The following is a 25745-nucleotide window of genomic DNA, read 5'->3' on the forward strand; positions in this document are numbered from 1 at the left end:
GTGGAGGGGGAATCATGTCCGTCGTCCGCAAGTCCCTGACGGTTCTCGCGCTCAGTGCGCTCTTCTCGCTGGGGTTCGCCGGTACCAGCTTCGCCGGTGACGGCTGCGACTTCAGCTTCGACGTGCCGATCGCGTACTGCCAGCCGGCCTGATCGGCCCGACCGGTCCGGTCGGTGGTCGTCCCGTCGTCTGCCGCCGCAGGTGACGGGAGCTCGTAGGCGTTCCTTTCCTGGCCGTCCGGGTGTGCCCGGGCGGCCTGGGCGTGTGTGCGGGCCTTCTCCGGCGTGCGGTGCGCGGGGCGGGTGTCGTCGTCCCCGGTGAGGGAGGGGCCCGTTTGTTTCTGCCGCGTTTCACTACAGTTCTCGGCCAGTTCTGTAGAAAAGAGCCCCATCTCCGGTCCTTGTCGCGGGAGTTCTGTTTACGCGAGAGTTCGGGACGCGGCGACAGGAACATGTCATCGCCGCCGGGCAGTGTCCATGGAACACATCGCGCGTCCCCAAGCGCGGTGTGGCCACCCCCCCATTGTCTGGACACTCCGCCCGTGTAGCGGAAGGAACCGCGTGAAGCACGGAAAGAAGAAGAACGCGCGCAGATACATCGTGGCGGCCACCATCGGCGCCCTCCTGTCGGCCGGAGTCGCCACAGGGGCTTACGCCGGTACGGAGGAATCCGCGCCGCTGCGGTACCAGCCGGAGATGGTCCGGGCTCTCGCCACCACCCTGGGCGTGAGTGAGCAGGCGGCCGTGGTGCGGCTCGACAAGGAGGCCGGGCAGCAGGAGCGGTTCGCGAAGCTGCGGGCCGAGAAGGTCTCCACCCTCGGGGCCTTCTTCGCCAAGGACGGGACGCTCGTCGTGAACGCGGCCGACGCCGAGGCCGCGAAGGAGGTCAAGGCGGCGGGGCTCGCAGCACGGGTCCCCGAGCGCGGCGAGAGCGAGCTGGACCGGATCAAGGCCCAGCTCGACGCCAAGGCCCTCAAGAGCGCCCCGGCCGGCGTCTCGGCCTGGTCCGTGGACCTTGCCTCCGACACCGTGACCGTCGAGGTCAACGGGGCGTCCGACGCCGCCACCCGTGACTTCCTCAAGGCCGCGAAGAGCAACGGCGACGCCGTACGGGTCGTCCAGGGCCAGGAGAAGCTGGAGACGCAGGCCGTCGTGCCGCCGGGCAGCCGCATGACGTTCAACGGCTACCTCTGCTCCGTCGGTTACGGCGCCAAGGACCGCAACGGCAAGCAGGTGCTGGTCACCGCCGGGCACTGCATCGAGGACCTGCCCGCACTGGCGTACAACGGGACCCGGTTCGCCAAGGGCACCCACACCCGGTTCGCGCTCGGCACCCGCAGCGTGGACATGGGCATCGCCACCGTGGACGCCGGCCACTCCATCGGCCTGGACATCACCACGTACGGCAAGGCGGGCACCGTCGCCGTCCGGGGCAGCCAGCGGGCCCCGCAGGGCTCGGCGCTCTGCAAGTCCGGCCAGACCACCGGCTGGACCTGCGGCAAGGTCGGCTCGTACAACGTCAGCGTCACCTACACCGACGAGAACGGCGGCCCCGACACCGTCGTGACCGGCCTCGCCAGCTCCTCCGTCTGCACTCAGGGCGGCGACAGCGGCGGCGCCTACGTCTCCGGCAACCAGGCCCAGGGCCTGACCTCCGGCGGGCCGATCGGCCAGCGGTGCAACGGCCAGGTGAACTCGCCCGGTTCGTCGTACTTCCAGCCGCTCGACGACGCCCTCAAGTACTACGGGCTGACGCTCAACACCAAGTAGCCCCGACCGGGTGAAGGTGCCGCATACGCGGGAGACCGTCCACTGACCCTGGGCGGTCTCCCGTTTCCATCATTTCCGCCGACTGCCATGCGTCATCCGTTGTCCGTCATTCCGGTGTGCCGAAATCCCAGGCCACTCCGTGCACTCCGGGTTTGCAGCGGGAGACGAGCACATGGGTGCTGTGGGGATCGTTCATCGAAATGCGTCGCTGCCCGCGGGGCGGGGAGCCCACCTGGTCCCGGAAGTACCGTCGGCAGCCCGAGGGAAGCGCGTCCGGATGGAAGAAGACCTGCTGAAGATATTCGTGCAGATTCGCCCGCGACCACCGTTCGTAGTGCGTGGCCGGTTCCCGGGACGGGCTCACGTCGACCGCGTAACTCACCACCGTCGTCTCCAGTTTGGCGAGTTCCCGGCCGAAGTGGATCTCCAGTACCAGGGACTTCAGCCCCTTGAGGTACGTGGCCTCGCCCAGCCGCCCGCTGGTGACGCGTATGTCGAGCGGCTCGGCCTGTTCGTCGTCGAAGCTGAGGACGAACAGCGCGCGGTCGGCCCCGGCGCGGCTGGCCCGCAGCACATTGGTCGTGGTGAGGTTGCCGAGCGTGCCGCGCTCGCCCAGCGTCACCACGTCGTGGATCAGCAGCGAGCCGGTCGCCTGGTTGAAGTGGCGGAACCGCTCCCCGAGAGCCTTCTCCACCACCGAGTCCTTGCCCAGCACCTGGAGGGCCGCGCTCTCGCCCCGGGCCGGTGCGACGCGGCCGCGCGGGCGGCGCGGGCCGAGCAGCGAGCGCAGGGCCCCGCCCGGCAGCTCCAGGATCTCCTCCAGCACCTCCACCGCCCGCAGCGAACGGGCCCGCTCCGGCTGGCTCCGGCCGCGCTGCCAGCTGCTCAACGTGGCCTGGCTGACCCCGATCCCGCGCGCCCGCAGCCGTTCGCTGACCCGCTCCAGGGAGAGGCCGCGTCGGCCCAGCGCCTCCCGCAGCGCGGCCGGGAAGGCGTCGGGGGCGGGGGTGGGGGTGCCCTCCGGCGCCCCGGCGTCCCCCGGCGCCCCCGCCTTCAGCGCCGTACGCAGGTCGCGGGCGCTCGTGGTTCTCGTTGGCCTCGTGGCGCTCGGGGCGCCCTCGGCGTCCGGCGGCCCGACGCCGGCTTCCATTCGGCTCGACATGTCCCTCCCGCATCCCCGCACTCACCCGGTGCACCCGGCACTCCCGCCGCGGGGTACCCGTCAGGCCCCCGCATACTGGTTGACCACCGGAGAGGGACCGGATAACAAAACCCCCGGGAGTGACCTGCCCCACACTCCCGGGAGGCACCGCCCGGCGTCCTCCGTACGGCCCGAGGAAGTGAGCACGTGGTGAACAGCGTGAACGGCGTGGACGTCACCGCTCTGGTCGTCGCGGCCAGGGACGGGGACCAGGCAGCGGGGGAGCGGCTCGCCGCCCTCTATCTGCCGCTGGTCTACAACGTCGTGGGCCGTGCCCTCAACGGCCACCCGGACGTGGACGACGTGGTGCAGGAGACCATGCTCCGGGCGCTCTCCGGGCTCTCCTCGCTGCGTGATCCCACCCGGTTCCGGTCCTGGCTGGTGGCCATCGCCATGAACCAGGTCCGCACCCGCTGGGCCGTCCTCGGCCACCGGCCCGCCGCCCTGGAGGAGACCGACGAGCCCGCCGACCCGGCCGCCGACTTCGTCGATCTGACCATCCTGCGGCTGGAGCTCTCCGGGCAGCGGCGCGAGACCGCTGAGGCCACCCGCTGGCTGGACGAGGCGGAGCGCGATGTGCTCTCGCTCTGGTGGCTGGAAACCACCGGTGAGCTGACCCGGGCCGAGCTGGCGGACGCCCTCGGGCTCCCGCCCCAGCACGCCGCCGTCCGCGTCCAGCGGGTGAAGAACCAGCTCGACGTCGGGCGCGCGGTCGTCCGGGCGCTGGCCGCCGAGCCCCGCTGCCCCTTCCTGGCCGACCTGGTGGCCGACTGGGACGGGGTGCCCACGCCGCTGTGGCGCAAGCGCATAGCCCGGCACATACGCGGCTGCGCCTCCTGCTCGGCCGGCAGCTCGGGGCTCGTACCGCCGGAGGGGCTGCTCTCCGGGCTGGCTCTGGTGGTGCCGTTGTACGAGGGGGGCCAGCACGCAGCCGCTGCTGTCGCCCCGGCCGTGGCCCCGGCCGCGTTCTCGGCGGGCAAGGCGGCGGGGCTCGTCGCCGCCGGGGCCGCCGTCGTCTCCATCGCCGTACTCCTGTGGCCCTCCGCGCCCGCCCCGCCCGCGCCCCGCGCCGAAGGCGGTACGACCCAGCTCCCCGCGCCCGGGCCGGTCACCACGGCGGCCACCCCGCCCACCTCGCCGACGCCCACCCCCACGCCGTCGCCCACGCCGAGCACCGCCGCCCCGAGCGCCTCGCCCTCCACCACGGCCCTGGCGGCCTCCCCGAGCCCGGCACCGCGGGCGCAGCCCCGTCCGCAGACGCGCCTGGTGGCGGAGGTCAACACCCTGCGCGCCCGCAACCACTGCCCGCAGCTGACCACCGACCCCCGGCTCACCGAGGTCGCCCAGCACCACTCCGAGGACATGGCGGAACAGGCCTATTTCGGCCACACCGACTCCACGGGCCGGGCCACGGGCGACCGGGTGACCGGCTCCGGCTACCTCTGGTCCGCCGTGGGCGAGACCATCGCCACCGGGAACACCGACCCGGCCGCCGTCGTCGAGGAGTGGCGCCGCAGCTCCGGGCAGGGCAACGACATCCTCAACTGCGACTTCACCCACGTGGGCGTGGGGATCGCGGACTCGCCGCGCGGGCCCTACTGGACCCAGGTGCTGGCCACGCCGCGCTAGTGCCCGTCGCCGAAGCGCCCCGGGAGCTACGGCTGCCGGAGCGGCTTCGTCATGCAGATGCTGCTGTCGTACGTCCGGTAGTGGCCGAACTTGACCTCGCAGACCGTGTAGCCGCACGAGGTGTACAGCGCGACCGCCTCGGGCTGCTGGTCACCCGTCTCCAGCACCATCCGGGTGCGGCCCGCCGCGCGGGCGTCCTCCTCCAGGGCGGCGAGCATCCGGCGCGCCAGGCCCCGGCCACGGCCCTCGGGGATCACGAACATCCGCTTGATCTCGGCGTCGCCGTCCTCGTACCCCTCCGGGTTACGGTCCTGCGTCCGCCAGCCGCCGGTCGCCACCGGGCGCTCCTGCTCGTCGTAGGCGAGCAGATACAGACCGTGCGGCGGGTCGAACATGGCCGGGTCGAGCGGTGTGACGTCCCCCTCGTCGCCGTAGCGCTCGGCATATTCGAGCTGGACCTGGTCGTTGAGCTTGACGGCGTCGGGGTGGTCGAAGCGGCACGGGCGGATGTTCATGCTGAGTATCGTATATCTATGAGTTCGGGTGAGGTAGGTACTGTTTTCCGATGCTGACTGTTACATCTGTGAATGTTAATGGCCTCCGCGCCGCCGCGAAGAAGGGCTTCGTGGAATGGCTGGCGGGCACCGACGCCGATGTGGTCTGCCTCCAGGAGGTCCGCGCCGAGCCCGGCCAGCTGGCCGCCGAGGTCCGTGACCCCGAGGGCTGGCACACCGTCCACGCCCCCGCCGCCGCCAAGGGGCGCGCCGGGGTCTCCCTCTACTCCCGCCAGGCGCCGGAGCGGACCCAGATCGGCTTCGGCGGGTTCGGTGTGCCCGGGGCCGAGGAGTTCGACGCGAGCGGCCGGTACGCCGAGATCGACCTCCCCGGCGTGACCGTGGCCAGCCTGTATCTGCCCTCCGGCGAGGTCGGCACCGAGCGGCAGGAGGAGAAGGAGCGCTTCATGGCGGCCTTCCTGCCCTACCTCCAGGGGCTGAAGGAGCGGGCGGCGGCCGACGGGCGCGAGGTCGTGGTCTGCGGCGACTGGAACATCGCCCACCAGGAGGCCGACCTGAAGAACTGGAAGGCCAACCAGAAGAGTTCGGGCTTCCTGCCCGAGGAGCGGGCCTGGCTGACCCGGGTCTTCGAGGAGGCCGCGTACGTCGACGTCGTACGGCGGCTGCACCCGGATGTGGCGGGGCCGTACAGCTGGTGGTCCTACCGGGGGCGCGCCTTCGACAACGACGCCGGCTGGCGCATCGACTACCAGGTCGCGACGCCGGGGCTGGCCGGGCGCGCGGTCAAGGCGTGGGTCGAGCGGGCCGCCACGCACGGCGAGCGGTGGAGCGACCACGCGCCGGTGACGGTGGTCTACGAGCGGTAGGCCGGGCCGTCGCCCACGGGTGGTGGTCCCGCGCGCTCAGCCGGCCTTCGGGGGCTGCGTGCCGTCCTCGCGGCGCAGCCTCCGGTCCAGCGCCATCGACAGCTCCGCGTCCACCACCGCGCGGGCCAGTGGCCGCAGTTGGGCCGGTTCGGTCTCCTGGGCGTGGGCATGCAGTACGCGTACGAAGATTTCGGCGAGGGCGTCCGCGTGCTCGCGGACGCGTCGGCCCGAGGAGAGCACCGTGGCGAGCGGCACCCCTTCCCGTACGAGCTGCGCCGACACCTCCAGGAGGCGGCGGCTGATGTGGACGATCTCGTCGCCGTCGGTGGCCAGATAGCCCAGGTCCAGCGCGGTGGCCAGGTTCTCCGGGGTGACCTCGCCCTCGAAGTAGTCCGCGAGCTGCTCCGGGGTGAGCCGGACCGGGGTCTCCTCGGTCGGCTCGCCGAGCCCCAGCACCTCGGCCACATCGCGCCCGCTCTCGAAGGTGGCGGCCAGGTCCGCGATGCCGTTGAGGGTGTGACCGCGCTCCAGCAGGGCCGCGATCGTCCGTAGTCGGGCCAGGTGGTGGTCGTCGTACCAGGCGATCCGGCCCTCGCGGCGGGGCGGCGGGATCAGGCCGCGCTCCCGGTAGAAGCGCAGGGTCCGCACGGTGATCCCGGCCTCCTTGGCCAGCTCCTCCATGCGGTATTCGCGGTGCTCGCGTCCGTCAGCCACAGGGGCACCCTATGTTGTACCGCCAGTAACTTTCCTCGGTCGGACCCCTACCCATCAGTACGGCCCTGCTCTACTCTCCGAACCATGCCAGTGATTGCTGGCGGAGTCGCGTGACGTACCGCGGGAGGCGGCAGCATGGCCCAGCAGGAGCACGTACGTGTGGCGGTGATCGGTACCGGATTCGGGGGCCTGGGGGCCGCCGTCCGGCTGCGCCGCGAAGGCATCACCGATTTCGTCGTCCTGGAGCGGGCCGACTCCGTGGGCGGCACCTGGCGCGACAACAGCTACCCCGGCTGCGCCTGCGACGTGCCGTCCCACCTCTACTCCTTCTCCTTCGCGCCCAACCCCGACTGGCCGCGCACCTTCTCCGGCCAGGAGCACATCCGGGCCTATCTGGAGCGGGTCGCGGACACCTTCGGGCTCCGCCCGCACATCCGGCTGAACCACGAGGTGAAGCTGATGAGCTGGGACAGGGAGAACCTGTACTGGGTGATCGAGTCCGCGGGCGGCACCACCCTGCGCGCGGACGTCGTCATCTCCGCCACCGGGCCGCTCTCCGACCCCAAGATGCCCGACATCCCCGGACTCGACTCCTTCCCCGGCAAGGTCTTCCACTCCGCCCGCTGGGACCACGACTACGACCTGACCGGCAAGCGGGTCGCCATGGTCGGAACGGGCGCCTCCGCCATCCAGATCGTCCCGGCCATCCAGCCGAGGACGGCGAAGCTCACGCTCTTCCAGCGCACGCCCCCGTGGGTCATGCCGCGCATGGACCGCACCATCAGCAAGGCCGAGCGCGCGCTCCACCGGGCGATACCCGCGACCGGCACCGCCCGCCGCGGACTGCTCTGGGGCATACGGGAGTTGCAGGTGAGCGCCTTCACCAAGCACCCCGACCAACTGGGCCTGGTGGAGAAGCTGGCCAAGGCCAACATGGCACGGGCCATCAAGGACCCGGCGCTGCGGGCCAAGCTGACTCCGGACTACCGCATCGGCTGCAAGCGCATCCTGCTCTCCAGCACCTACTACCCGGCCCTCGCCCAGCCCAATGTGGACGTGGTCGCCTCCGGGCTCAGCGAGATACGCGGCTCTACCGTCGTCGCCGCCGACGGCAGCGAGGCGGAGGTCGACGCGATCATCTTCGGCACCGGCTTCCATGTGACGGACATGCCGATCGCGGAACGGGTCGTCGGCGAGGAGGGCATCACCCTCGCGGAGACCTGGAAGGACGGGATGAACTCGCTGCGCGGCGCGACCGCCGCCGGGTTCCCCAACTGGATGACGATCATCGGCCCCAACACGGGCCTCGGGAACTCCTCGATGATCCTGATGATCGAGTCCCAGCTGAACTACATGGCCGACTATCTGCGCCAGTTGAACGTGCTGGGCGGCCGGGCCGCGCTCGGCGCCCGCTCCGCCGCCGTCACCGCGTGGAACGACAAGGTCCAGGAGCGGATGAAGCGCACGGTGTGGAACACCGGCGGCTGCACCAGCTGGTACCTGGACGCCGAGGGCCGCAACACCACGGTCTGGCCGGGCACGACGGGCGAGTTCCGGCGCCAGACGCGGACGGTGGACCTCGCGGAGTACGACGTCATCCGGGCGACCGGGACGCCGGGCGCGGCCGGGGGCGTGCGAGCCGGTGAGGCGGGGCGGCTCACCGGGAGCGGGCTCGTACCGGAGCAGCCGGGGCGCGGGGAGCGCGAGACGGTCGCCGCGGGGGACGCGGTGGCGGAGGAGGCTGCGCGATGAGCCGACTTTCGCAGCGCGATACGGGTACGGAGGCGGCCGCGCGTTGCCTTCCGTGCCGCGTTACAGCCGGGGAGGCCGCCGTGTGTCCCCTCCCGTACCGCGTCACGGCCGAGGAGGCCGTCCGATGAGCCGGCTCCTCCACCGCGACGGTGCTCCGCCCGTCCCCGCGAGTGAACTCTTCGTCACGTCGGCCGACGGCTCCCGCATCCACGTCGAGCTGTACGGCCCCGAGGACGCCCCCGCGGTGGTCCTCGCCCACGGCTGGACCTGCAACACCCACTTCTGGGCCGCGCAGATCCGGGACCTCGCCGCCGACCACCGCGTCATCGCCTACGACCAGCGCGGCCACGGCCTCACCCCCGAACCCGGCCCCGGCGGCTACAGCGTCGACGCCCTCGCCGACGACCTGGAAGCCGTGCTCGCCGCCACCCTCGCCCCCGGGCGGAAGGCGGTGCTGGCCGGGCACTCCATGGGCGGGATGACGCTGATGGCCGCCGCCCGCCGCCCGGGCCTGCGCGAGCACGCCGCCGCCGTCCTGCTCTGCTCCACCGGCAGCGGCCGGCTCACCGCCGAGGCCACCGTCGTACCGCTGCGGCCGAGCGGGTTCCGGACCCGGCTGACGACCGCGATCCTGGGGGCGAAGGCGCCGCTGGGGCCGGTCAATCCGGTGTCGAAACGTATCCTCAAGTACGCGACCATGGGCGCCGGTTCGGCCCCCGGCCGCGTCGACACCTGCGCCCGTATCGTGCACGCCTGCCCGCGCCGGGCGAGGGTGGGATGGGGGCAGGTGCTCGCGGAGCTGGAGGTGACGGCCGAGGTTCGCGAGCTGCGGGTGCCGACGGCGGTCATCGCCGGTACGGACGACCGGCTCACCCCGCCGGTCCACGCGCGGGCCATCGCGGCTGCGCTCCCGGTCGGCCTCGGGCTCACCGAGCTGGCGGGCATGGGGCACATGACGCCGGTGGAGGCCCCGGAGGCGGTCACGGCGAAGCTCAGGGAACTGACCACCCGGTACGTCGCGACCACCGAGGTCACCGAGGCGAACACGGCCGCCACGTCCGAGAAGGAGGATGTCGCATGAGCAGCAGGCGGAGTCTGGAGGGCCAGGTCGTCGTCGTGACCGGCGCGGCCCGGGGTGTGGGCGAGCTGCTGGCCCGCAAGCTGTCGGCGCGTGGTGCGACGCTGGCGCTGGTCGGCCTGGAGCCGGACGAGTTGAAGCAGGTCTCCGACCGGCTGCACGGCGAGAGCGACCACTGGTTCGCGGACGTCACCGACCACGCGGCGATGGCCCGGGTGGCGCGCGAGGTCAAGGAGCGGTTCGGCAAGGTCGACGTGGTCGTCGCCAACGCGGGCGTCGCCGCCGGCGGCCCGTTCGTCGACTCCGACCCGGACGCCTGGCGGCGGGTCATCGAGGTCAACCTGATCGGCGGGGCGGTCACCGGGCGGGCGTTCCTGCCGGTGCTGATGGAGAGCCGCGGCTACTTCCTCCAGATAGCCTCGCTGGCCGCGATCACCCCGGCGCCGATGATGACGGCGTACTGCGCCTCCAAGTCGGGTGTGGAGGCGTTCGCGCACAGCCTGCGCGCGGAGGTCGGCTACAAGGGCGTGAAGGTGGGCGTCGGATACCTCTCCTGGACCGACACGGACATGGTGCGCGGCGCCGATCAGGACGAGGTGATGCGGGAGTTGAGGCAGCGGCTGCCGTGGCCGATGAACCGCACGTACCCGCTCGGCCCGGCCGTCGACCGGATCGTGGACGGCATCGCCCGGCGCTCCCCGCATGTGTACGCCCAGTGGTGGCTGCGCGGGATGCAGTCGGTCCGGGGCTATCTGCCCTCGGTCATCGCGATCGGCGGCCAGCGCGAGATGCGGCGCTTCGAACCGCGCCTGCACACCGTGCCGAAGGGGCTGGTGGGGGCCGGGGGAGCGGCGGACCAGGACGCGCGGGCGGAGCGTACGTAGCGGAGGGGGGCTCGCGGTGAGGCGTCACGGCGGGGCCTCACGGCGGGCGTCACGGTGGGTAGCGGTCCGAAATGCGCGGGATGTCGGGGCGTGCAACGCTGGGCACGGCCCCGCTGGGGGCCATCCCACACGTACCCCACGCATCCCACAGGAGTGAACAGCATGGGTATCGCAGACCAGTTCAAGGACAAGGCGCAGGAGCTCGCGGACCAGGCCAAGCAGAAGGCCGGTCAGGACAAGGACCAGGCCCGGGAGCGCGGCCAGCAGGGTCAGGAGCGCGGGCGCCAGGCCCAGGAGCAGGCCCGTGACGCGGCCGAGCAGGCGCGGGAGCGCTTTGACCGTTGACGGTCGCTGAGGTGTGACGCGTGCGCGCTGCGCTGTGCGCGTGCGTGCGCGTCGCGTCAGGAGGCGTATCCGGGTGACCGGATGCGCCTCCTTCTTGCTGTACGGACTTGTTGTACGGAGCTTGCCGCACCGGGATCGCCGTACGGGGATTGTCGTAACGGACTTGTGGTACGGAGCCGGGTCCGGGGCACACGTTTGATCGTCAATCGAACAATGGTGCGTACGATGCAGGGTCGGTGGGGGGCCGCAGGGGTTTCCCGCCCTGCCCTGCACGACAGCCGTCACCCCGGGAAGCTCCTCCGTGTTCACAGCTCGCACTGTCCGTCTCCTCGTCCCGTCGGCAGCGGCGCTCTGGACCTCCGCCCTCGGCCTGTGGGGGCTCTCGCGGCAGAACAGCGTGTGGCGGGACGAGGCGGCGACCTGGCAGGTGGCCCGGCGCTCCACGGCCGAGATCGTGCAACTGCTCGGCAACGTCGATGTCGTGCACGGGCTCTACTACCTGCTGATGCACGGCCTGTTCGAGCTGTTCGGCCCCGGCACCACCGTGCTGCGGCTGCCCTCGGTGGTGGCCACGGCGGTGGCCGCCGCCTGCGTGGCGGCCCTCGGCCACCGGCTGGCGGGCCCATGGGCCGGGCTGGGCGGCGGAGTGGCCCTGGGGCTGCTGCCGGCCGTGCAGTTCTACCTCCAGGAGGGGCGGCCGTACGCGTTGGTGGCGGCCGGGGCCGGAGTCTCCACGCTGCTCCTGGTCACCCTGCTGGAGGGGCGGGGGAGGGCGGTGCACTGGATCGCGTACAGCGGGACGGTCGCGCTGTGCGGCCTGCTGAACTGGCTCTCGCTCATGATCCTCCCGGCCCATCTGCTGACGCTGCTGCTCAGCGGGAGGAACGGCCGGGGCGGCCGGGGCGGCCGGAGCGGCCACGATCTCGGCGGACCAGGAGAACCCGGAGAACCCGGAGAATCCAGAGAACCCGGCGGACGCGGCGGGTCCGGTGGGTCCGCCGGACTCGGGAAACGCTGGGCGGCCGCCGCCGTGGCCGCCGTGGCCTGTGTGCTCCCGCTGGTCCTGTTCAGCCGGAGCCAGTCCGCGCAGGTGTCGTGGATACCGCCGCTGACCTGGCACATGCTGATCGGCCCGGCGGTCCTGCTGGCCGTCGGCGGGGCGGGCGCACTGCTGGACCGACGGTCCCCGCACCGGCCGGACGGCCCCTCGGCGGCGGCCGTCGGACTGCCGCTGCTCGTGGTGCCCCACCTCGGCCTCGCCGGACTCTCCCTGATCCAGCCGCTGTTCCTGGACCGGTACGTCCTCTTCAGCCTGCTGGGCCTGGCGCTGCTGATCGGCGCGGCGATCGGGGTGGCGGTCCGGACGGTGTCACGGCGGCTCCCGCGAGCGGGCTGGTGGCTCCTTCCGGCGATCGTCGCCGTGGCGGCGGTGGCCCTGCTCCCGCAGGCGCTCGCCAAGCGCTCCCCGGCGAGCCGGGTCGACGACGTCCTCGCGGCGGCCGACGACGTACGACGGCTGAAGCGGCCCGGGGACGCGGTGCTCTTCTTCCCGTCGGCCCGGCGCGACACCCGGCTGGTCTCCCCGGACGCCTTCTCCGGCCTGGAGGACATAGCGCTGGCCCGCACCCCGGAGCGGTCCGGCACCTTGAAGGGCGTGGAGGCCGAACCGGCCCGCATACGGGCGGCGATGCTCACCCACCGCCGCATCCTCCTGGTGACGGACGCTCCCGCCGTCTCCCGCCCGCCCGCCACCGAACGGGACCGGATGAAGCGCTCCGTCCTGCGCAACCACTTCAGGATCGTCACCGACACCCAGACCCGCGGCCGCCGGGTGACCCTCTACGAGCGCCGTACGACGCCTCGTTGACGCCTTGGGCCCCTGGCCCTCAGGGAGACCTCCTCAGGACCTCCTCGGCGGCAGTGGCGGCCGGCGCAGGTTCGGGGCGGTGTCGTACGTGGGTGGGGTCGAGGCCGGGTGGGCGGCGAGGAGGTCCAGGGCGACCCGGACCGCGTCGTCGAGGACGGCGTAGCGGCCCTCCGCCCAGTCCAGGGGGGTGCGCAGGGCCTTCACGTCCGGTTCCACGCCGTGGTTCTCCACCGACCAGCCGTAGGTGTCGAACCAGGCCGCGTTCATCGGGACCGTGATCACCGTGCCGTCGCCCAGCCGGTGGCGGCCGGTCATGCCGACCACCCCGCCCCACGTCCGCTGGCCCACCACCGGGCCCAGTTTCAGCAGCCGGAACGCCGCGGTGATCATGTCGCCGTCGGAGGAGGTCGCCTCGTCGGCCAGGGCGACGACCGGGCCGCGCGGGGCGTTGGAGGCGTAGCTCACCGCCTGGGCGTTACGGGTCAGGTCCCAGCCGAGGATCTTGCGGGTGAGCTTCTCCACCACCAGCTCGCTGATGTGGCCGCCCGCGTTGCCCCGTACGTCCACGATCAGCGCGGGCCGGGAGACCTCCAGGCGCAGGTCGCGGTTGAACTGGGCCCAGCCCGAGCCGCCCATGTCCGGGATATGCAGATAGCCGCACTTGCCGCCGCTCAACTCCCGTACGACGTCACGCCGTTTGGCCACCCAGTCCTGGTAGCGCAGCGGGCGCTCGTCGACCAGGGGAAGGATCGCCACCCGGCGGGACGGGCCGCCTCCCGCGGGGGTGAACGTCAGCTCCACCGTGGTGCCCCCGGCCGCCGTCAGCAGCGGGTACGGGCCCGTCACCGGGTCCACCGGGCGGCCGTCCACATGCGTCAGGACCGCGCCCTCGCGGATGCCCGTACCGGCCAGCGGGGAGCGGGCCTTGGAGTCGGACGAGTCGCCGGGGAGGATGCGCTGGACCACCCAAGACCCTTCCCGGCAGACCAGGTTGGCGCCCAGCAGGCCGATCGCCCGCTGGTAGTGCGGCGGGCCCTCGTTACGGCGGGCGGGGGAGACGTACGCGTGCGAGGTGCCCAGCTCGCCCAGCACCTCGCGCAGCAGGTCCGCGAACTCGTCGGGGGAGGCGACCCGTTCGATCAGCGGGCGGTACTGGTCCAGTACGCCGTCCCAGTCGATGCCGCACATGTCCGGCTCCCAGAAGTAGGAGCGGATGATCCGGCCCGCCTCCCCGTACGCCTGCCGCCACTCCGCCCCCGGGTCCACCTCGTGCAGGATGCGGCGCAGGTCCAGGTAGACCGTGGAGTCGCCGTCGCCCGGCTCGGTGGCGGGGACGGCCCGCAGCTCGCCGTCGTCCATCACGACCAGGCGCGAACAGTCGCCGCTGACCGCGAACCAGTCGAGGTGGTCGACCAGTTCGGTCTTCCGGGCCTTCGCGATGTTGAAGTGCTCCAGCGTCGGCCGCCCCGACATGTCGGCCGGGTTGGCGAACGTCTCGCCCAGCGCCCCCGAGATCGGCCAGCGCAGCCAGACAAGACCGCCGCCGCTCACCGGGTGCAGCGCCGAGTACTTGGAGGCGGAGACCGGGAACGGCGTCACCCGGCTCTCCAGGCCCTCGAACTCCACCATGACCGTGGAGCCTTCACCCGTACTCCCCGCTTCCGGAACGTCTATCGGGTCCAGGCCACCCGCCGCCGGGCGCCCGTCCGGTGAGAGCGCGAAGGGGGACGGGGTCGCCGAGGAGAGCGGGACCAGATACGGGCGGCAGCCCAGCGGGAAGGAGAGGTCCCCGGTGTGGACGTCGTACACCGGGTCGAAGCCCCGCCAGGAGAGGAAAGCCAGATAGCGGCCGTCCTCCGTGAAGACCGGGTTCTCGTCCTCGAAGCGGCCGTTGGTCACGTCCACGATCACCGGGGCGCCGGGGCCGGAGATCCGGGCCAGCTTGATCTGGCGCAGCGAGCGGCCGATCCCCGGGTGCGACCAGGTCAGCCAGTCGCCGTCGGGCGAGAACGCCAGATCGCGGACCGGGCCGTTGACCGAGCGGATCAGCTCGGTGAGGCCGGGGTGCTCGTCGACGGGCGCCGTGATGCTCTCGGGGACGGCGGCGCCCGTGGCCGCGTAGAGGTCGGCCCGGGTGGAGCCGGTACGGGGGCGCTCCCGGATCTCCTCGGTCTCCTCGGTCACCTCAGCCATCTCGGCCCCGTCGGCCGCCCCTGTCGTCGCGGCCGCCCCCGTCTCCTCCGGCTCCCCCGTGTCCAGGAGCAGCAGCCTGCCGTCGTTCGACGCGATGGCCAGCCGCTCCCCGTCCGGGTCGGAGACCATCTCCTGTACGCGGCCCAGCTGCCCCGAGGCGAGCCGGCGCGGGGCCCGGTCGCCGCTGGCGCGCGGGAGGTAGGCGATCTCCACCGCGTCCTCGCCGTCCGCGTCGGTGACGTACGCGACCCGGCCCCCGCTCCCCAGCATCTCCGGCAGCCGCACCCGCACCCCGGGGGTGTCGCTGATGGTGCGGGCGGGGCCGTCGCGGTGGGTGAGCCAGTAGAGGCTGCCGCGTACGGTGACGGCGCTGGCCCGGCCCGTCTCGTCGACCGAGAGCGAGTCGACGTTGCTGGCGGCGGGCACCTGGTGGCAGCGGCGGCCGGTGCGCGGCCCGCCGAGCCGTACCTCCAGCTTGCGCGGGGTGGCGTCCGGCGACTCCAGGTCCTCCACCAGCCAGAGGTCTCCGGCGCACTGGTAGACGACCCGGTGGCCGTCGCTGGAGGCGTGCCGGGCGTAGAACGCGTCGTGGTCGGTGTGGCGGCGCAGGTCCGTGCCGTCGGTCCGGCAGGAGTAGAGGTTGCCGACGCCCTCGTGGTCGGAGAGGAACGCGATCCGGCGCCCCACGAACATCGGGGAGGCCAGGTGCCCGTCGATGTCCGGCAGCAGCCGCTCCCCGTGCAGCCAGAGGCGGCCCATGGCCCCGCCCCGGTACCGCTTCCAGGCGGCCGGTTCGTGCGGGGGCGTGCCGGTGAGGAGCAGGGTGCGGCGCTCGCCGTCCAGGTCGGCCACCGCGATGTCGGAGACCGGGCCCCAGGGGAGCCGCCCGCCGGGGCCGCCGTCGGTGGGGACGCTGTAGGCCCAGGAGAAGTACGAGAACGGCTGGTTGTGCGAGGAGACGGCGAGGATCTGCGTGGCGTCGGGCGGATCGGGGGTCCAGCCGCAGACCCGGGCGTCGGTCGAGCCCCAGTAGGTGAGCCGGCGGGCCGGGCCGCCGTCGACCGGGGCGAGGTGGATCTCGGGGTCGAGCGTGCGCCAGGTCGTGTAGGCGATGGAGGTGCCGTCGGGCGAGAAGCGGGGGTGGCTGACCCGGGTCCGGTCGACGGTCACCCGCCAGGCCCGCCCCGGCCGGTGGCCCGCCGGGGCGAGGGGGGCGACCCAGAGATCGTCCTCGGCGGCGAAGCAGAGCATGTCCTGGTGGAGGTGCGGGAACCGGAGATACGCGACGTCGTCACTCACCCCCCAATGCTTTCCGCGCGCAGGGCCCGGGGCAACTTGTGGTGCAGCCCACAAGCGAAACGATTTCGTTTCGCTGGGGGAAGGGGGTACGGTTCTGCTGTACGAAACAGTTTCGTTCGATGGTGAGCGGAACGGACCGGGAGCGGCATAATCCGTGACCGGAACGACGGATACGCGTGAGTGAGCGAAGGAGGTCGGCCCATGGCACGCACCAGGCTGACACCCGAGCGTGAGGGCGAGCTGTACGAGGCCGTCCTCGATCTGCTCCGCGAGGTCGGCTACGACGCCCTGACCATGGACGCCATCGCCGCCCGCACCCGGTCGAGCAAGGCCACCCTCTACCGCCAGTGGGGCTCCAAGCCCGAGCTGGTCGCCAAGGCGCTCCGGCACAACAAGCCGGGAGACCTCTCCGACATCGACACCGGCTCGCTGCGCGGCGACTTCCACACCGTGCTGAGCCGGACCGACGACTGCCAGATGGAGAAGGACGCCGCGCTGATGCGGGGTCTGAGCCATGCCGTCCACGAGTACCCCGAGCTGCTCCAGGCCCTGCGCGAGCTTCTGATCGAACCGGAGATGAACGGGTTCGACGAGATGCTCCAGCGGGCGGTGGCCCGGGGCGAACTGCGCGCGGACAACCCGGCGCTGAAGTACATCCCGCACATGCTGATCGGCGCGCTGGCCGCCCGGCAGCTGATCGAGGACCGCCCGGTCGACCGGGCGTTCCTCACCGACTACGTGGACTCCGTGGTGCTCCCCGCCCTCGGCGTCTGACCGCACGCGGCTCCGTGGCTCTCCCCGGCCCCGGAGTCCGACGTCCCCGGTAGGGCCCCTCCCCAGGGCTCCGCCACCGTACGGCCCTCTCCCCGACGCATCACTCGTACCTGACACGCCGCTCTCGTCGTCGGGCCGGCACCTCACGCCCAGTTTCCACTCATACGACCTGACCGGGAGTACGCCCCCGTGGCCACTTTCCTCTACAAGCTCGGACGGCTCACCTTCCGCCGCCGCCGCTTCGTCGCCCTGATCTGGGTGGCGCTGCTGGCGCTCGCCGGATTCGGTGCGGCCTCCGCGTCCACCGCGACCTCCAGTTCCTTCTCCATCCCCGGTACGGAGGCGCAGCGCGCCTTCGACCTGCTGGAACAGCGCTTCCCCGGTGCCAGTGCCGACGGGGCCACCGCCCGGGTCGTCTTCAAGGCGCCCGAGGGCGAGAAGGTCACCGACGCCGCCAACAAGGGCGAGATCACCGGCATCGTGAAGGAGCTGCGCTCCGGCTCCGACCAGGTCGCCCAGGTGGCCGACCCGTTCGAGGCGCAGGCGGTGAGCCAGGACGGTTCGACCGCGTACATCTCGGTGAGCTACAAGGTCAACTCCATGGAGCTGACCGACCAGACCCGGGACGCCCTGGAAGAGGCGGGCAAGGACGCGCAGGGCAGCGGGATGAAGGTGGAGATCGGCGGTGACGCGCTCCAGGTCATGCCGCACACCGGGACCGCCGAGATCATCGGGGTCGTCATCGCGGCGATCGTCCTGGTCATCACCTTCGGCTCGCTGATCGCCGCCGGACTGCCGCTGGTCACCGCGCTCATCGGCGTCGGCATCGGGGTCTCGCTCATCACGGCCCTGGCCAATGTGCTGGACCTGGGCTCCACCACCCCGATCCTCGCCTCGATGATCGGCCTCGCGGTCGGCATCGACTACGCCCTCTTCATCGTCTCCCGCTACCGCGCCGAGCTGGCCGACGGCCGCGAGCGCGAGGACGCGGCCGGGCGGGCCGTCGGCACCGCCGGGTCGGCCGTCGTCTTCGCCGGTCTGACCGTGGTCATCGCGCTGGTGGGCCTCGCCGTCGTCAACATCCCGATGCTGACGAAGATGGGCTTCGCCGCCGCCGGTACGGTCGCCATCGCCGTGGTCATCGCCCTCACCCTCGTCCCGGCCCTGCTGGGCTTCGCGGGCAAGCGGGTCATGGGCCGCAAGGCCCGTAAGGGCGCGGAGGCGGCGGAGAGCACCGACGCCAAGGGCGCGAAGACGCCCAGCCTCGACAAGGCCGAGGACACGGCCAAGGCCAAGGACACGGCCAAGGGCGCCGACGCCAAGCCCAACATGGGCACCCGCTGGGCCCGGTTCGTGCTGCGCAGGCCGGTCTGGGTGATGCTGGTCGGCATCCTCGGCCTCGGCGTCATCGCCGTACCCGCCGCGTCCCTGGAGATGGGCCTGCCCGACGACGGCGCCCAGCCGAAGTCCACCACGCAGCGCCAGGCGTACGACATGCTCTCCGACGGCTTCGGCCCCGGCTTCAACGGGCCGCTGATGGTCGTCATGGACGGCAAGGACAGCTCCGACCCGAAGGCCGCGGCCGAGCGGGTCTCCAAGGAGATCGAGTCCATCGGCGTCGTCGCCGTCACCCCGGCCCGGTTCAACAAGGCCGGCGACACCGCGATGATCACCGTCATCCCGAAGGACCGGCCGTCCTCCCACGCCACCGAGGAGGTCGTCCACGACATCCGTGACGCGGGCAGGGACATCAAGGCCGACACCGGGGCCGAGGTCCTGGTCACCGGTGCCACCGCGATGAACATCGACTTCTCGCAGAAGATGAACGACGCCCTGGTGCCCTACCTGGCGCTCGTCGTCGGCCTCGCGTTCCTGCTGCTGATGCTGGTGTTCCGCTCGATCCTCGTCCCGCTGAAGGCGGCCCTCGGCTTCCTGCTCTCGGTCATCGCGGCCCTCGGCGCGGTCGTCGCGGTCTTCCAGTGGGGCTGGCTCGGCTCGCTCTTCGGGGTCGAGCAGACCGGTCCGATCATGAGCATGATGCCGATCTTCATGGTCGGTGTGGTCTTCGGCCTCGCGATGGACTACGAGGTCTTCCTCGTCACCCGGATGCGCGAGGCGTACGTCCACGGCGAGAGCCCCGGCCAGGCCATCGTGACCGGCTTCCAGCACGGCGCCCGGGTGGTCACGGCTGCGGCCGTGATCATGATGGCGGTCTTCGCGGGCTTCATCGGCTCCAGCGAGCAGATGGTCAAGATGATCGGCTTCTCGCTCGCGGTCGCGGTCCTCTTCGACGCCTTCGTGGTGCGCATGGCGATCGTGCCGGCCGTCCTGGCCCTGCTGGGCCGGAAGGCCTGGTGGCTGCCGCGCTGGCTGGACCGGGCGTTGCCCAACGTGGACGTGGAGGGCGAGAAGCTGCAGAAGCAGCTGACGGAGGGGCCTGCCGCGTCCGGCTCGGACTCCGGTTCCGACTCCGACGGCGGGGACGGACACGGCGGCGAGCGCGAGCTCGTACGCGTCTGATCCCCGGGGCCCTTGATCGGCCCGGCCCCTAGGACCCCGGGGCCGCGTCTGAGCGGAGCGCGGCCCCGGAAGCGCCGGTTACCTGTGGGGACGGGGGACCGGGGCAGCGAGAAGGCCCCCGTGCGATCAGCACGGGGGCCTTCTCCGCGTATCCGTACGCCGGTTTCGTGTGCGCCGGGTTCGCGTGCGGCGGCTTCAACCGCGGGCGGGCTGGGCGCCCTTGGGGTCCGGCTGGGCTTCCTTCGGTCCCGGGCGGGTGCGGGAGGGCCGTTTCTCCGGGCTCCCGTCGGAGGACGGCGCTGCGTTGGCCGCGCTCGCCGCCGGGGCCTGTGCGCGGGTGCGGGCCAGGAAGCGGATCAGCGTCCTGATCTCGAACTGGAACACCTCCACCCCGTCCGTCGAGTGCAGCTCCACGATCAGCTGGGTCCGGCCGCAGGGCCAGACGCGGACGGCCCCGCGCTCGATCGGGGTGCGCAGCCCGCGCTCCAGCAGATCGCGGCCGAACGCCCAGTCGGTGCCGTCGGGCAGTCCGATGTGGACGGTGCGGGGGTCGTCGGCCGCGTCGTAGCGCAGGTCGACGGGGACCGGACGGGTCAGAGGGCCATCGGTGATGAGCCGGGCGCGTGCATGTTCTTCGATCACAGGGGACATGGGCCGGCTCCTCCTATATGTGTCTCTCTGCCCTCTAATGTCCCATATTTCACGAATTTGGCACGGTGAGCGTGTGCTCACGTGACGGAGAGTGGTGGCCCGGCCGGACGGGATTCGGCTGCCGGGCCTCCGCTCTTGCGCATGGTTCGCAAGAGAGCACTATTATTGATGGGTTCATGACCCCGCCCGCAGAGCCGCGTCCAGGCGGACGCGGACACCGTGCGGAACCGCAGGAAGCGGAGCCTCTGTCATGCATGTACCCGATGGATTCATCGATGCACCTGTCTCCGTCGCCGCCGGGGTGTTCGCCGCGGGCGCGGTGGCCGTCAGCCTCCGGGGCGCCCGCCGCGAACTGGACGAGCGCACCGCCCCGCTCGCCGGACTGGTGGCCGCCTTCATCTTCGCCGTACAGATGCTGAACTTCCCGGTGGCCGCCGGTACCAGCGGCCACCTGATGGGAGGGGCCCTGGCCGCGATCCTGGTCGGGCCCTATACGGCGGTGCTCTGTCTCTCCGTGGTGCTGCTGATGCAGGGCATCTTCTTCGCGGACGGCGGACTCACCGCGCTCGGCGTGAACATCACCGTCATGGGAGTGGTCACCGTCGTGGTGGCGTACGGGGTGTTCCGCCTGCTCACAGGCCTGCTGCCGCGCACGCGCCGGTCCGCGACGGCCTCGGCGTTCGTCGCCGCGCTCGTCTCCGTACCGGCGTCGGCCGCCGCGTTCACGCTGCTCTACTGGATCGGCGGCACCACGGACATTCCGATCGGCAAGGTGTTCACGGCCATGGTCGGCGTGCACGTCCTGATCGGCATCGGGGAGGCGGTGATCACCGCGCTGACGGTGGGCGCGGTCCTCGCCGTACGCCCCGACCTCGTCCACGGCGTCCAGGGCGCCCTGACCGCCCCCCTCAAGCTCCGGGTCGACGGCGAACTGGTCGACGCCCCGGCCCCCACCCGCGAGCCCGAGCCCGCCACCGCCCACCGCTCCAACCGCGGCTTCCTGATCACCGGCCTGGTCTCGGCCTTCCTCCTCGCCGGCTTCGTCTCCTTCTACGCCTCCGCCAGCCCCGACGGCCTGGAGCGGGTCGCTGCCGACCAGGGCATCGACGAGAAGGTGGAGGAACACGGCGCGGCCGACTCCCCGCTCGCCGACTACGGGGTGGGCGACATCGCGAACGCCCGGCTCTCCGGCGGGCTGGCCGGGGTGATCGGCGTCAGCGCCACGGTGGTCGTGGGCACGGGCGTCTTCTGGGTGGTGCGCCGCCGCAGGGAGGACGAGCGGGGCGGCCCCGCGCGGTCGGACCACGAGAACGTCTGAGGGCCGGGGGCCGAGGCCCGGCGGGGAAGCCGAGCGGCCCGGCCCAGGGGGCGAGCGGCCCGACCCGGACGAGTGAGCGGCCCGGCCCAGGGGGGCAGCGGCCCGACCCGGAAGGCGAGCGGTCCGACTCGGAAGGCCAGCAGTCCGACCCAGGTGAACGAGCGGCCCGACAGCCCGAAACAGCCCGACAGGAAGGGGGCGACCATGGCAGCGACGGGCCACGCCCACAAGCTCTACCGGCACGGGGACAGCCCGGTCCACCGGCTGCCCCCGCACTGCAAACTGGCCGCCGTCTTCGGCTTCGTCCTCGTCGTCGTCTCCACCCCGCGCGAGGCGATGTGGGCCTTCGGGCTGTACGCGGCCCTCCTCGCCGCCGTCGCGGCGGTGGCGAGGATCCCACCCGGCTTCCTGCTGAAGCGCCTGGTCATCGAGGTGCCGTTCGTGGCGTTCGCGCTGCTCATGCCGTTCGTGGTGCCGGGTGAGCAGACGACCGTCCTCGGCGTCTCCGTCAGCGTCCCCGGCCTCTGGGGCGCCTGGAACGTGCTGGCCAAGGCCACCCTGGGCGTCGCCGCCTCGGTCCTCCTCGCCTCCACCACCGAACTGCGCGAGGTCCTGCTCGGCCTCCAGCGGCTGAAGCTGCCGCCGCTGTTGGTCCAGATCGCGTCGTTCATGATCCGGTACGGGGACGTCATCACCGACGAGATGCGGCGCATGTCCATCGCCCGCCGCTCCCGGGGGTTCGAGGCGCGCGGCGTACGGCACTGGGGTGTCCTGGCCACCTCGATGGGCGCCCTGTTCATCCGCTCGTACGAACGCGGCGAGCGGGTCCACCTCGCCATGGTGAGCCGGGGGTACAGGGGCACGATGCCGGTGATCGACGAGGTGACGGCGGACCGGACCCAATGGGCGTACGCGGCGACGCTCCCCGTACTCGCGCTCGCGATCTGTCTGCTGGGATGGACCCTGTGACCTCCTCCTCCGGGGCTCAGGCCCCCGCCCCGTCGCTCGACGTCAGCGGCCTCGCCTACGCCTACCCCGACGGCCACCAGGCCCTCTTCGGCGTCGACCTGACCGTGGGGCGCGGCGAACGCGTCGCGGTCCTCGGCCCCAACGGCGCGGGCAAGACCACGCTCGTCCTGCACCTCAACGGCATCCTGGAGGCGGGCTCCGGCACGGTCCGGGTCGCCGGACTCCCCGTGGCCAAGCGGCACCTGGCGGAGATCCGGCGCCGGGTGGGCATCGTCTTCCAGGACCCGGACGACCAGCTCTTCATGCCCACGGTCCGCGAGGACGTCGCCTTCGGCCCGGCCGCCTCCGGCCTGCGCGGCCCCGAGCTGGAGGAGCGGGTGGTGCGGGCGCTGAAGCAGGTCGGGATGGCGGAGTACGCGGCCCGCCCGCCGCACCACCTCTCCTTCGGCCAGCGCCGCCGCGTCGCCGTGGCGACCGTCCTCGCGATGGAGCCGGAGATCCTCGTCCTGGACGAGCCGTCCTCCAACCTGGACCCGGCCTCCCGCCGCGAACTGGCCGACATCCTCCGCTCGTTGGACGTCACCGTGCTGATGGTCACGCACGACCTGCCGTACGCGCTGGAGCTGTGCCCGCGCGCGGTGATCCTCAGCGACGGGGTGATCGCCGCCGACGGACGGACGCAGGACCTGCTCTGCGACGAGGAGTTGATGCGCACGCACCGGCTGGAGCTGCCGTTCGGCTTCGACCCGAGGTCGGTGACGGTTCCGTCGCCGTAAACAGCTCGTGACAGTGCGGTGGTGACGGTGACCCGCCCCACGGGCACCCCGCCGGGCCGTGCACCATGGGGTGATGAGCGGGAGCGCGGGAGTGAGCACGGCGGGTACGGGAGCGGACATGGGCAGGGACGTGGACGTGGACGTACGGGGCACGGTGGCACCCGGATTCGAACCGGTCGCGGAGGCCTTCGTCCGTAACTTCGAGCAGCGGGGCGAGCGCGGCGCGGCCGTGGCCGTCTACCGCGACGGGCGCAAGGTCGTGGACCTGTGGGCCGGTACGAGAGACGTGGACGGTACCGAGCCCTGGGCGGTCGACACGGTCCAGATCGTGCGCTCGGCGGGCAAGGGCATCGCCGCCGCCGTCCCCCTCCTGCTCCACCAGCGCGGGCAGGTCGACCTGGACGCCCCGGTCTCCACGTACTGGCCGGAGTTCAAGGCGAACGGCAAGGAACGCGTCCTGGTCCGCGACCTCCTGGCCCACCGCGCGGGCGTCCCCGCCCTGGACCGCCCCCTCACCCCGGCCGAGGCCGCCGACGGGGTCTGTGGACCGGCCGCCGTCGCCGCGCAGCGCCCGCAGTGGGAGCCGGGCACGGACCACGGCTACCACGCCCAGACGTACAGCTGGCTCATCGGCGAACTGGTCCGCCGCGCCACCGGCCGCACCATCGGCCGCTGGATCGCGGAGGAGATCGCGCGCCCGCTGGGCCTGGACTTCTGGTTCGGGCTGCCCGCCGAGGAGGCCCACCGCATCGGCCGCATCGGCCCGGTGGAGCCCCCGGCGCCGGGGGAGGTCTCCGGGGCCCTGCGCGTCCGCCCCAAGCGCTCGGTGGTCGACGCCTACCGCGACCCGGAGTCGCTCACCCGCCGGGCGTTCGGCGCGATCGACCCGCTCCCCGACGAGAACGACGCCGCCTACCGTACGGCGGAACTCCCCGCCTCCAACGGCATCGCCACCGCCCGGGGCCTGGCCCACTGCTACGCGGCGATGATCGGCCCGGTCGACGGCCACCGCCGACTGTTCGCCCCCGCGACCCTCACGCTGGCCCGCACCGAGGAGTCGGCGGGCCCCGACCGGGTCCTGGTCGTCAGCACCCGCTTCGGCCTCGGCTACATGCTGCACGGCCCGGCGGCCCCGCTGCTGGGCCCCGGCTCGTTCGGCCACCCGGGCCGCGGCGGCTCCCTGGGCTTCGCGGACCCCGAATCCGGTATCGCGTTCGGCTACGTGACCAACGGCCTCCAGAAGGGAGTCACCGCCGACCCCCGTGCCCAGGCACTGGTCAGAGCAGTACGGTCGGCGCTATGACACGACCTCGCTTCGACGGTTACAGCATCCTGATCACCGGCGCCGGCCAGGGCATCGGCGCCGCAACGGCCCACCGCCTGGCGGCAGAAGGCGCCAAAGTCCTCGTCACCGACCTGGACGCGGAGCGCGCCTCCGACACGGCGGCGGCGATACGCGAGGCGGGCGGCACGGCCGACTCGCTGGCCTGCGACGTGGCCGACCGGGCGGCGGTGGAGGCGGCGGTGGCGTACGCGGTCGAGACCTTCGGCGGGCTCGACGTCCTGGTCAACAACGCGTACGCGGCGAGCGAGGACGCGAAGCTCTTCGAGGACGAGACGGACGAGGAGTGGGACCGCGACCTGGACATCACCCTCTCCGGCCCCTTCCGCTGCGCCCGCGCCGCCCTGCCGCACCTGGTGGCCTCGGGCCGGGGCGCGATCGTCACCATCGGCTCGGTCAACGGCGAGCAGGACTTCGGCGGCCACGCGTACAGCGCGGCCAAGGCGGGCCTGGTGAGCCTGACCCGTACGCTGGCGGGCCACGCGGGACCGCGTGGCGTACGGGTCAACCTGGTGGCACCCGGCACGATCCGCACGGCGGCCTGGTCGGGCCGCGACGCGGAACTCGAACGCGCGGCGGCGCTCTACCCCCTGGGCCGGATCGGCACCCCCGAGGACATCGCGTCGGCGGTCGCCTTCCTCGCCTCCTCCGACGCCTCGTGGATCACCGGGACGACGCTGCGGGTGGACGGCGGCATCCTGGCGGTGAACACGGGCTTCCGGCGGGCGATGGAGTCCGGGGAGTAATTCCCTGGCAGCCCGTCGCGGCCGCCTCTACCCTCCCCACATGATCATCACGTATGGCCACACGGACCGCTCGGGCCGCCAAGTCACCCTCCACGAGGTGGACGCGGACAACTGGCGGGCGGTCGCGGACTGCGCCCCGCGCGACGACCAGCGCGACTGGGTCCCGGCCCTGGCCGCCCGCTACCTCGTCCTGACAGCCCGCGAGGACACCTGGCACTCCCGGGCAGTCCTCGCGGGCGACGAGGTGACCGGCCACATCATGTGGGGCCGGGACGAGGACGGTTCGTACTGGATCGGCGGCATGCTCATCGACGCCGCCCACCAGGGCCGGGGCATCGGCGCAGCCGCCGTACGCACCCTGACGACCTGGCTCACGACCCGCGAGAACTGCCGAGCGGTCCGCCTCTCCTACGCCCCGGCCAACCAGGCCGCCGCCCACCTGTACACCGCGCTCGGCTTCCGCCCGACGGGGGTGGAGGAGGACGGTGAGGTGGTGGCGGAGTGGGCGGGGTGAGCGCCCTGGGGTGTGCGGACAGG

The 25745-nt window shown here is 72.4% G+C and carries 22 protein-coding genes; 17 read left to right on the forward strand and 5 right to left on the reverse strand.

What is annotated here, in order from left to right:
* Positions 1-14: 14 nt before the first annotated feature.
* Positions 15-152 carry a hypothetical protein gene (locus DJ476_RS34590; RefSeq protein WP_157841099.1) on the forward strand — a complete coding sequence of 46 codons (138 nt, stop codon included), beginning with the start codon at positions 15-17 and terminating at the stop codon, positions 150-152.
* A gap of 408 nt (positions 153-560) precedes the next feature.
* The gene (locus DJ476_RS20585; protein WP_112491249.1) at positions 561-1769 is read left to right on the forward strand and encodes a S1 family peptidase; all 1209 of its coding nucleotides are present in this window, start codon (positions 561-563) and stop codon (positions 1767-1769) included.
* A 106-nt stretch (positions 1770-1875) separates the two neighbouring features.
* Here DJ476_RS20585 and DJ476_RS20590 read toward each other — a convergent pair whose 3' ends face one another.
* Positions 1876-2919, reverse strand: a complete 1044-nt coding sequence (locus DJ476_RS20590; RefSeq protein ID WP_112491250.1) for a helix-turn-helix transcriptional regulator — start codon at positions 2917-2919, stop codon at positions 1876-1878.
* 198 nt (positions 2920-3117) lie between these two features.
* Here DJ476_RS20590 and DJ476_RS20595 point away from each other — a divergent pair, with 198 nt between their 5' ends.
* Positions 3118-4599, forward strand: coding sequence for a sigma-70 family RNA polymerase sigma factor (locus tag DJ476_RS20595; protein WP_112491251.1), 1482 nt, complete (start codon positions 3118-3120; stop codon positions 4597-4599).
* Between the two features lie 26 nt (positions 4600-4625).
* Here the strand turns inward: DJ476_RS20595 and DJ476_RS20600 are convergent, their stop codons facing one another.
* Positions 4626-5114 carry a GNAT family N-acetyltransferase gene (locus tag DJ476_RS20600; RefSeq protein ID WP_112491252.1) on the reverse strand — a complete coding sequence of 163 codons (489 nt, stop codon included), beginning with the start codon at positions 5112-5114 and terminating at the stop codon, positions 4626-4628.
* Between the two features lie 50 nt (positions 5115-5164).
* On the opposite strand from DJ476_RS20600, the gene DJ476_RS20605 reads away from it, so the two are divergent.
* The gene (locus tag DJ476_RS20605; RefSeq protein WP_103421124.1) at positions 5165-5980 is read left to right on the forward strand and encodes an exodeoxyribonuclease III; all 816 of its coding nucleotides are present in this window, start codon (positions 5165-5167) and stop codon (positions 5978-5980) included.
* 36 nt (positions 5981-6016) lie between these two features.
* Here DJ476_RS20605 and DJ476_RS20610 read toward each other — a convergent pair whose 3' ends face one another.
* On the reverse strand, positions 6017-6661 hold the full coding sequence (locus tag DJ476_RS20610; protein ID WP_029394932.1) for a MerR family transcriptional regulator: 645 nt from the start codon (positions 6659-6661) through the stop codon (positions 6017-6019).
* A gap of 168 nt (positions 6662-6829) precedes the next feature.
* Here DJ476_RS20610 and DJ476_RS20615 point away from each other — a divergent pair, with 168 nt between their 5' ends.
* From DJ476_RS20615 to DJ476_RS20635, 5 genes are all read left to right on the forward strand, one after another.
* The gene (locus DJ476_RS20615) at positions 6830-8446 is read left to right on the forward strand and encodes a flavin-containing monooxygenase (protein WP_112491253.1); all 1617 of its coding nucleotides are present in this window, start codon (positions 6830-6832) and stop codon (positions 8444-8446) included.
* A gap of 124 nt (positions 8447-8570) precedes the next feature.
* Positions 8571-9527, forward strand: a complete 957-nt coding sequence (locus tag DJ476_RS20620; protein ID WP_103421122.1) for an alpha/beta fold hydrolase — start codon at positions 8571-8573, stop codon at positions 9525-9527.
* Positions 9524-10408, forward strand: coding sequence for an SDR family oxidoreductase (locus DJ476_RS20625; protein ID WP_103421121.1), 885 nt, complete (start codon positions 9524-9526; stop codon positions 10406-10408). The genes DJ476_RS20620 and DJ476_RS20625 overlap by 4 nt, the downstream gene beginning before the upstream one ends.
* A gap of 162 nt (positions 10409-10570) precedes the next feature.
* Entirely contained in the window at positions 10571-10753 is a 183-nt protein-coding gene (locus tag DJ476_RS20630) for a hypothetical protein (RefSeq protein ID WP_070203610.1), read from the forward strand.
* A gap of 301 nt (positions 10754-11054) precedes the next feature.
* On the forward strand, positions 11055-12620 hold the full coding sequence (locus DJ476_RS20635) for a glycosyltransferase family 39 protein (RefSeq protein ID WP_112491254.1): 1566 nt from the start codon (positions 11055-11057) through the stop codon (positions 12618-12620).
* A gap of 33 nt (positions 12621-12653) precedes the next feature.
* On the opposite strand, the gene DJ476_RS20640 is transcribed toward DJ476_RS20635, so the two are convergent.
* Positions 12654-16112 carry a S41 family peptidase gene (locus DJ476_RS20640; protein ID WP_112491255.1) on the reverse strand — a complete coding sequence of 1153 codons (3459 nt, stop codon included), beginning with the start codon at positions 16110-16112 and terminating at the stop codon, positions 12654-12656.
* Between the two features lie 201 nt (positions 16113-16313).
* Here DJ476_RS20640 and DJ476_RS20645 point away from each other — a divergent pair, with 201 nt between their 5' ends.
* Complete coding sequence (locus tag DJ476_RS20645) at positions 16314-16886, forward strand: TetR/AcrR family transcriptional regulator (protein WP_019762286.1); 573 nt, start codon at positions 16314-16316, stop codon at positions 16884-16886.
* Positions 16887-17075: 189 nt separating this feature from the next.
* The gene (locus DJ476_RS20650; RefSeq protein WP_112491256.1) at positions 17076-19406 is read left to right on the forward strand and encodes an MMPL family transporter; all 2331 of its coding nucleotides are present in this window, start codon (positions 17076-17078) and stop codon (positions 19404-19406) included.
* 195 nt (positions 19407-19601) lie between these two features.
* Here DJ476_RS20650 and DJ476_RS20655 read toward each other — a convergent pair whose 3' ends face one another.
* Positions 19602-20057: an SsgA family sporulation/cell division regulator gene (locus DJ476_RS20655; RefSeq protein ID WP_112491257.1), complete on the reverse strand. Its 456-nt coding sequence runs from the start codon at positions 20055-20057 to the stop codon at positions 19602-19604.
* Positions 20058-20307: 250 nt separating this feature from the next.
* Between DJ476_RS20655 and DJ476_RS20660 the strand changes: the two genes are divergently transcribed.
* From DJ476_RS20660 to DJ476_RS20685, 6 genes are all read left to right on the forward strand, one after another.
* A complete protein-coding gene (locus tag DJ476_RS20660; RefSeq protein WP_112491258.1) occupies positions 20308-21375 on the forward strand; it encodes an energy-coupling factor ABC transporter permease in 1068 nt (355 codons plus the stop codon).
* Between the two features lie 204 nt (positions 21376-21579).
* Positions 21580-22344 (forward strand): cobalt ECF transporter T component CbiQ, encoded by a 765-nt coding sequence (gene cbiQ, locus DJ476_RS20665; RefSeq protein WP_112491259.1) that lies wholly within the window; start codon positions 21580-21582, stop codon positions 22342-22344.
* The gene (locus DJ476_RS20670) at positions 22332-23120 is read left to right on the forward strand and encodes an energy-coupling factor ABC transporter ATP-binding protein (protein WP_112491260.1); all 789 of its coding nucleotides are present in this window, start codon (positions 22332-22334) and stop codon (positions 23118-23120) included. Before cbiQ ends, DJ476_RS20670 begins: the two co-directional genes overlap by 13 nt.
* A gap of 136 nt (positions 23121-23256) precedes the next feature.
* Positions 23257-24423, forward strand: a complete 1167-nt coding sequence (locus tag DJ476_RS20675) for a serine hydrolase domain-containing protein (RefSeq protein WP_103421129.1) — start codon at positions 23257-23259, stop codon at positions 24421-24423.
* Positions 24420-25208, forward strand: coding sequence for an SDR family NAD(P)-dependent oxidoreductase (locus DJ476_RS20680; RefSeq protein ID WP_103421113.1), 789 nt, complete (start codon positions 24420-24422; stop codon positions 25206-25208). Before DJ476_RS20675 ends, DJ476_RS20680 begins: the two co-directional genes overlap by 4 nt.
* Before the next feature lie 40 nt (positions 25209-25248).
* On the forward strand, positions 25249-25722 hold the full coding sequence (locus DJ476_RS20685; RefSeq protein WP_103421112.1) for a GNAT family N-acetyltransferase: 474 nt from the start codon (positions 25249-25251) through the stop codon (positions 25720-25722).
* Positions 25723-25745 lie beyond the last annotated feature (23 nt).

It is taken from the genome of Streptomyces bacillaris, assembly GCF_003268675.1.
GTDB lineage: Bacteria > Actinomycetota > Actinomycetes > Streptomycetales > Streptomycetaceae > Streptomyces > Streptomyces bacillaris.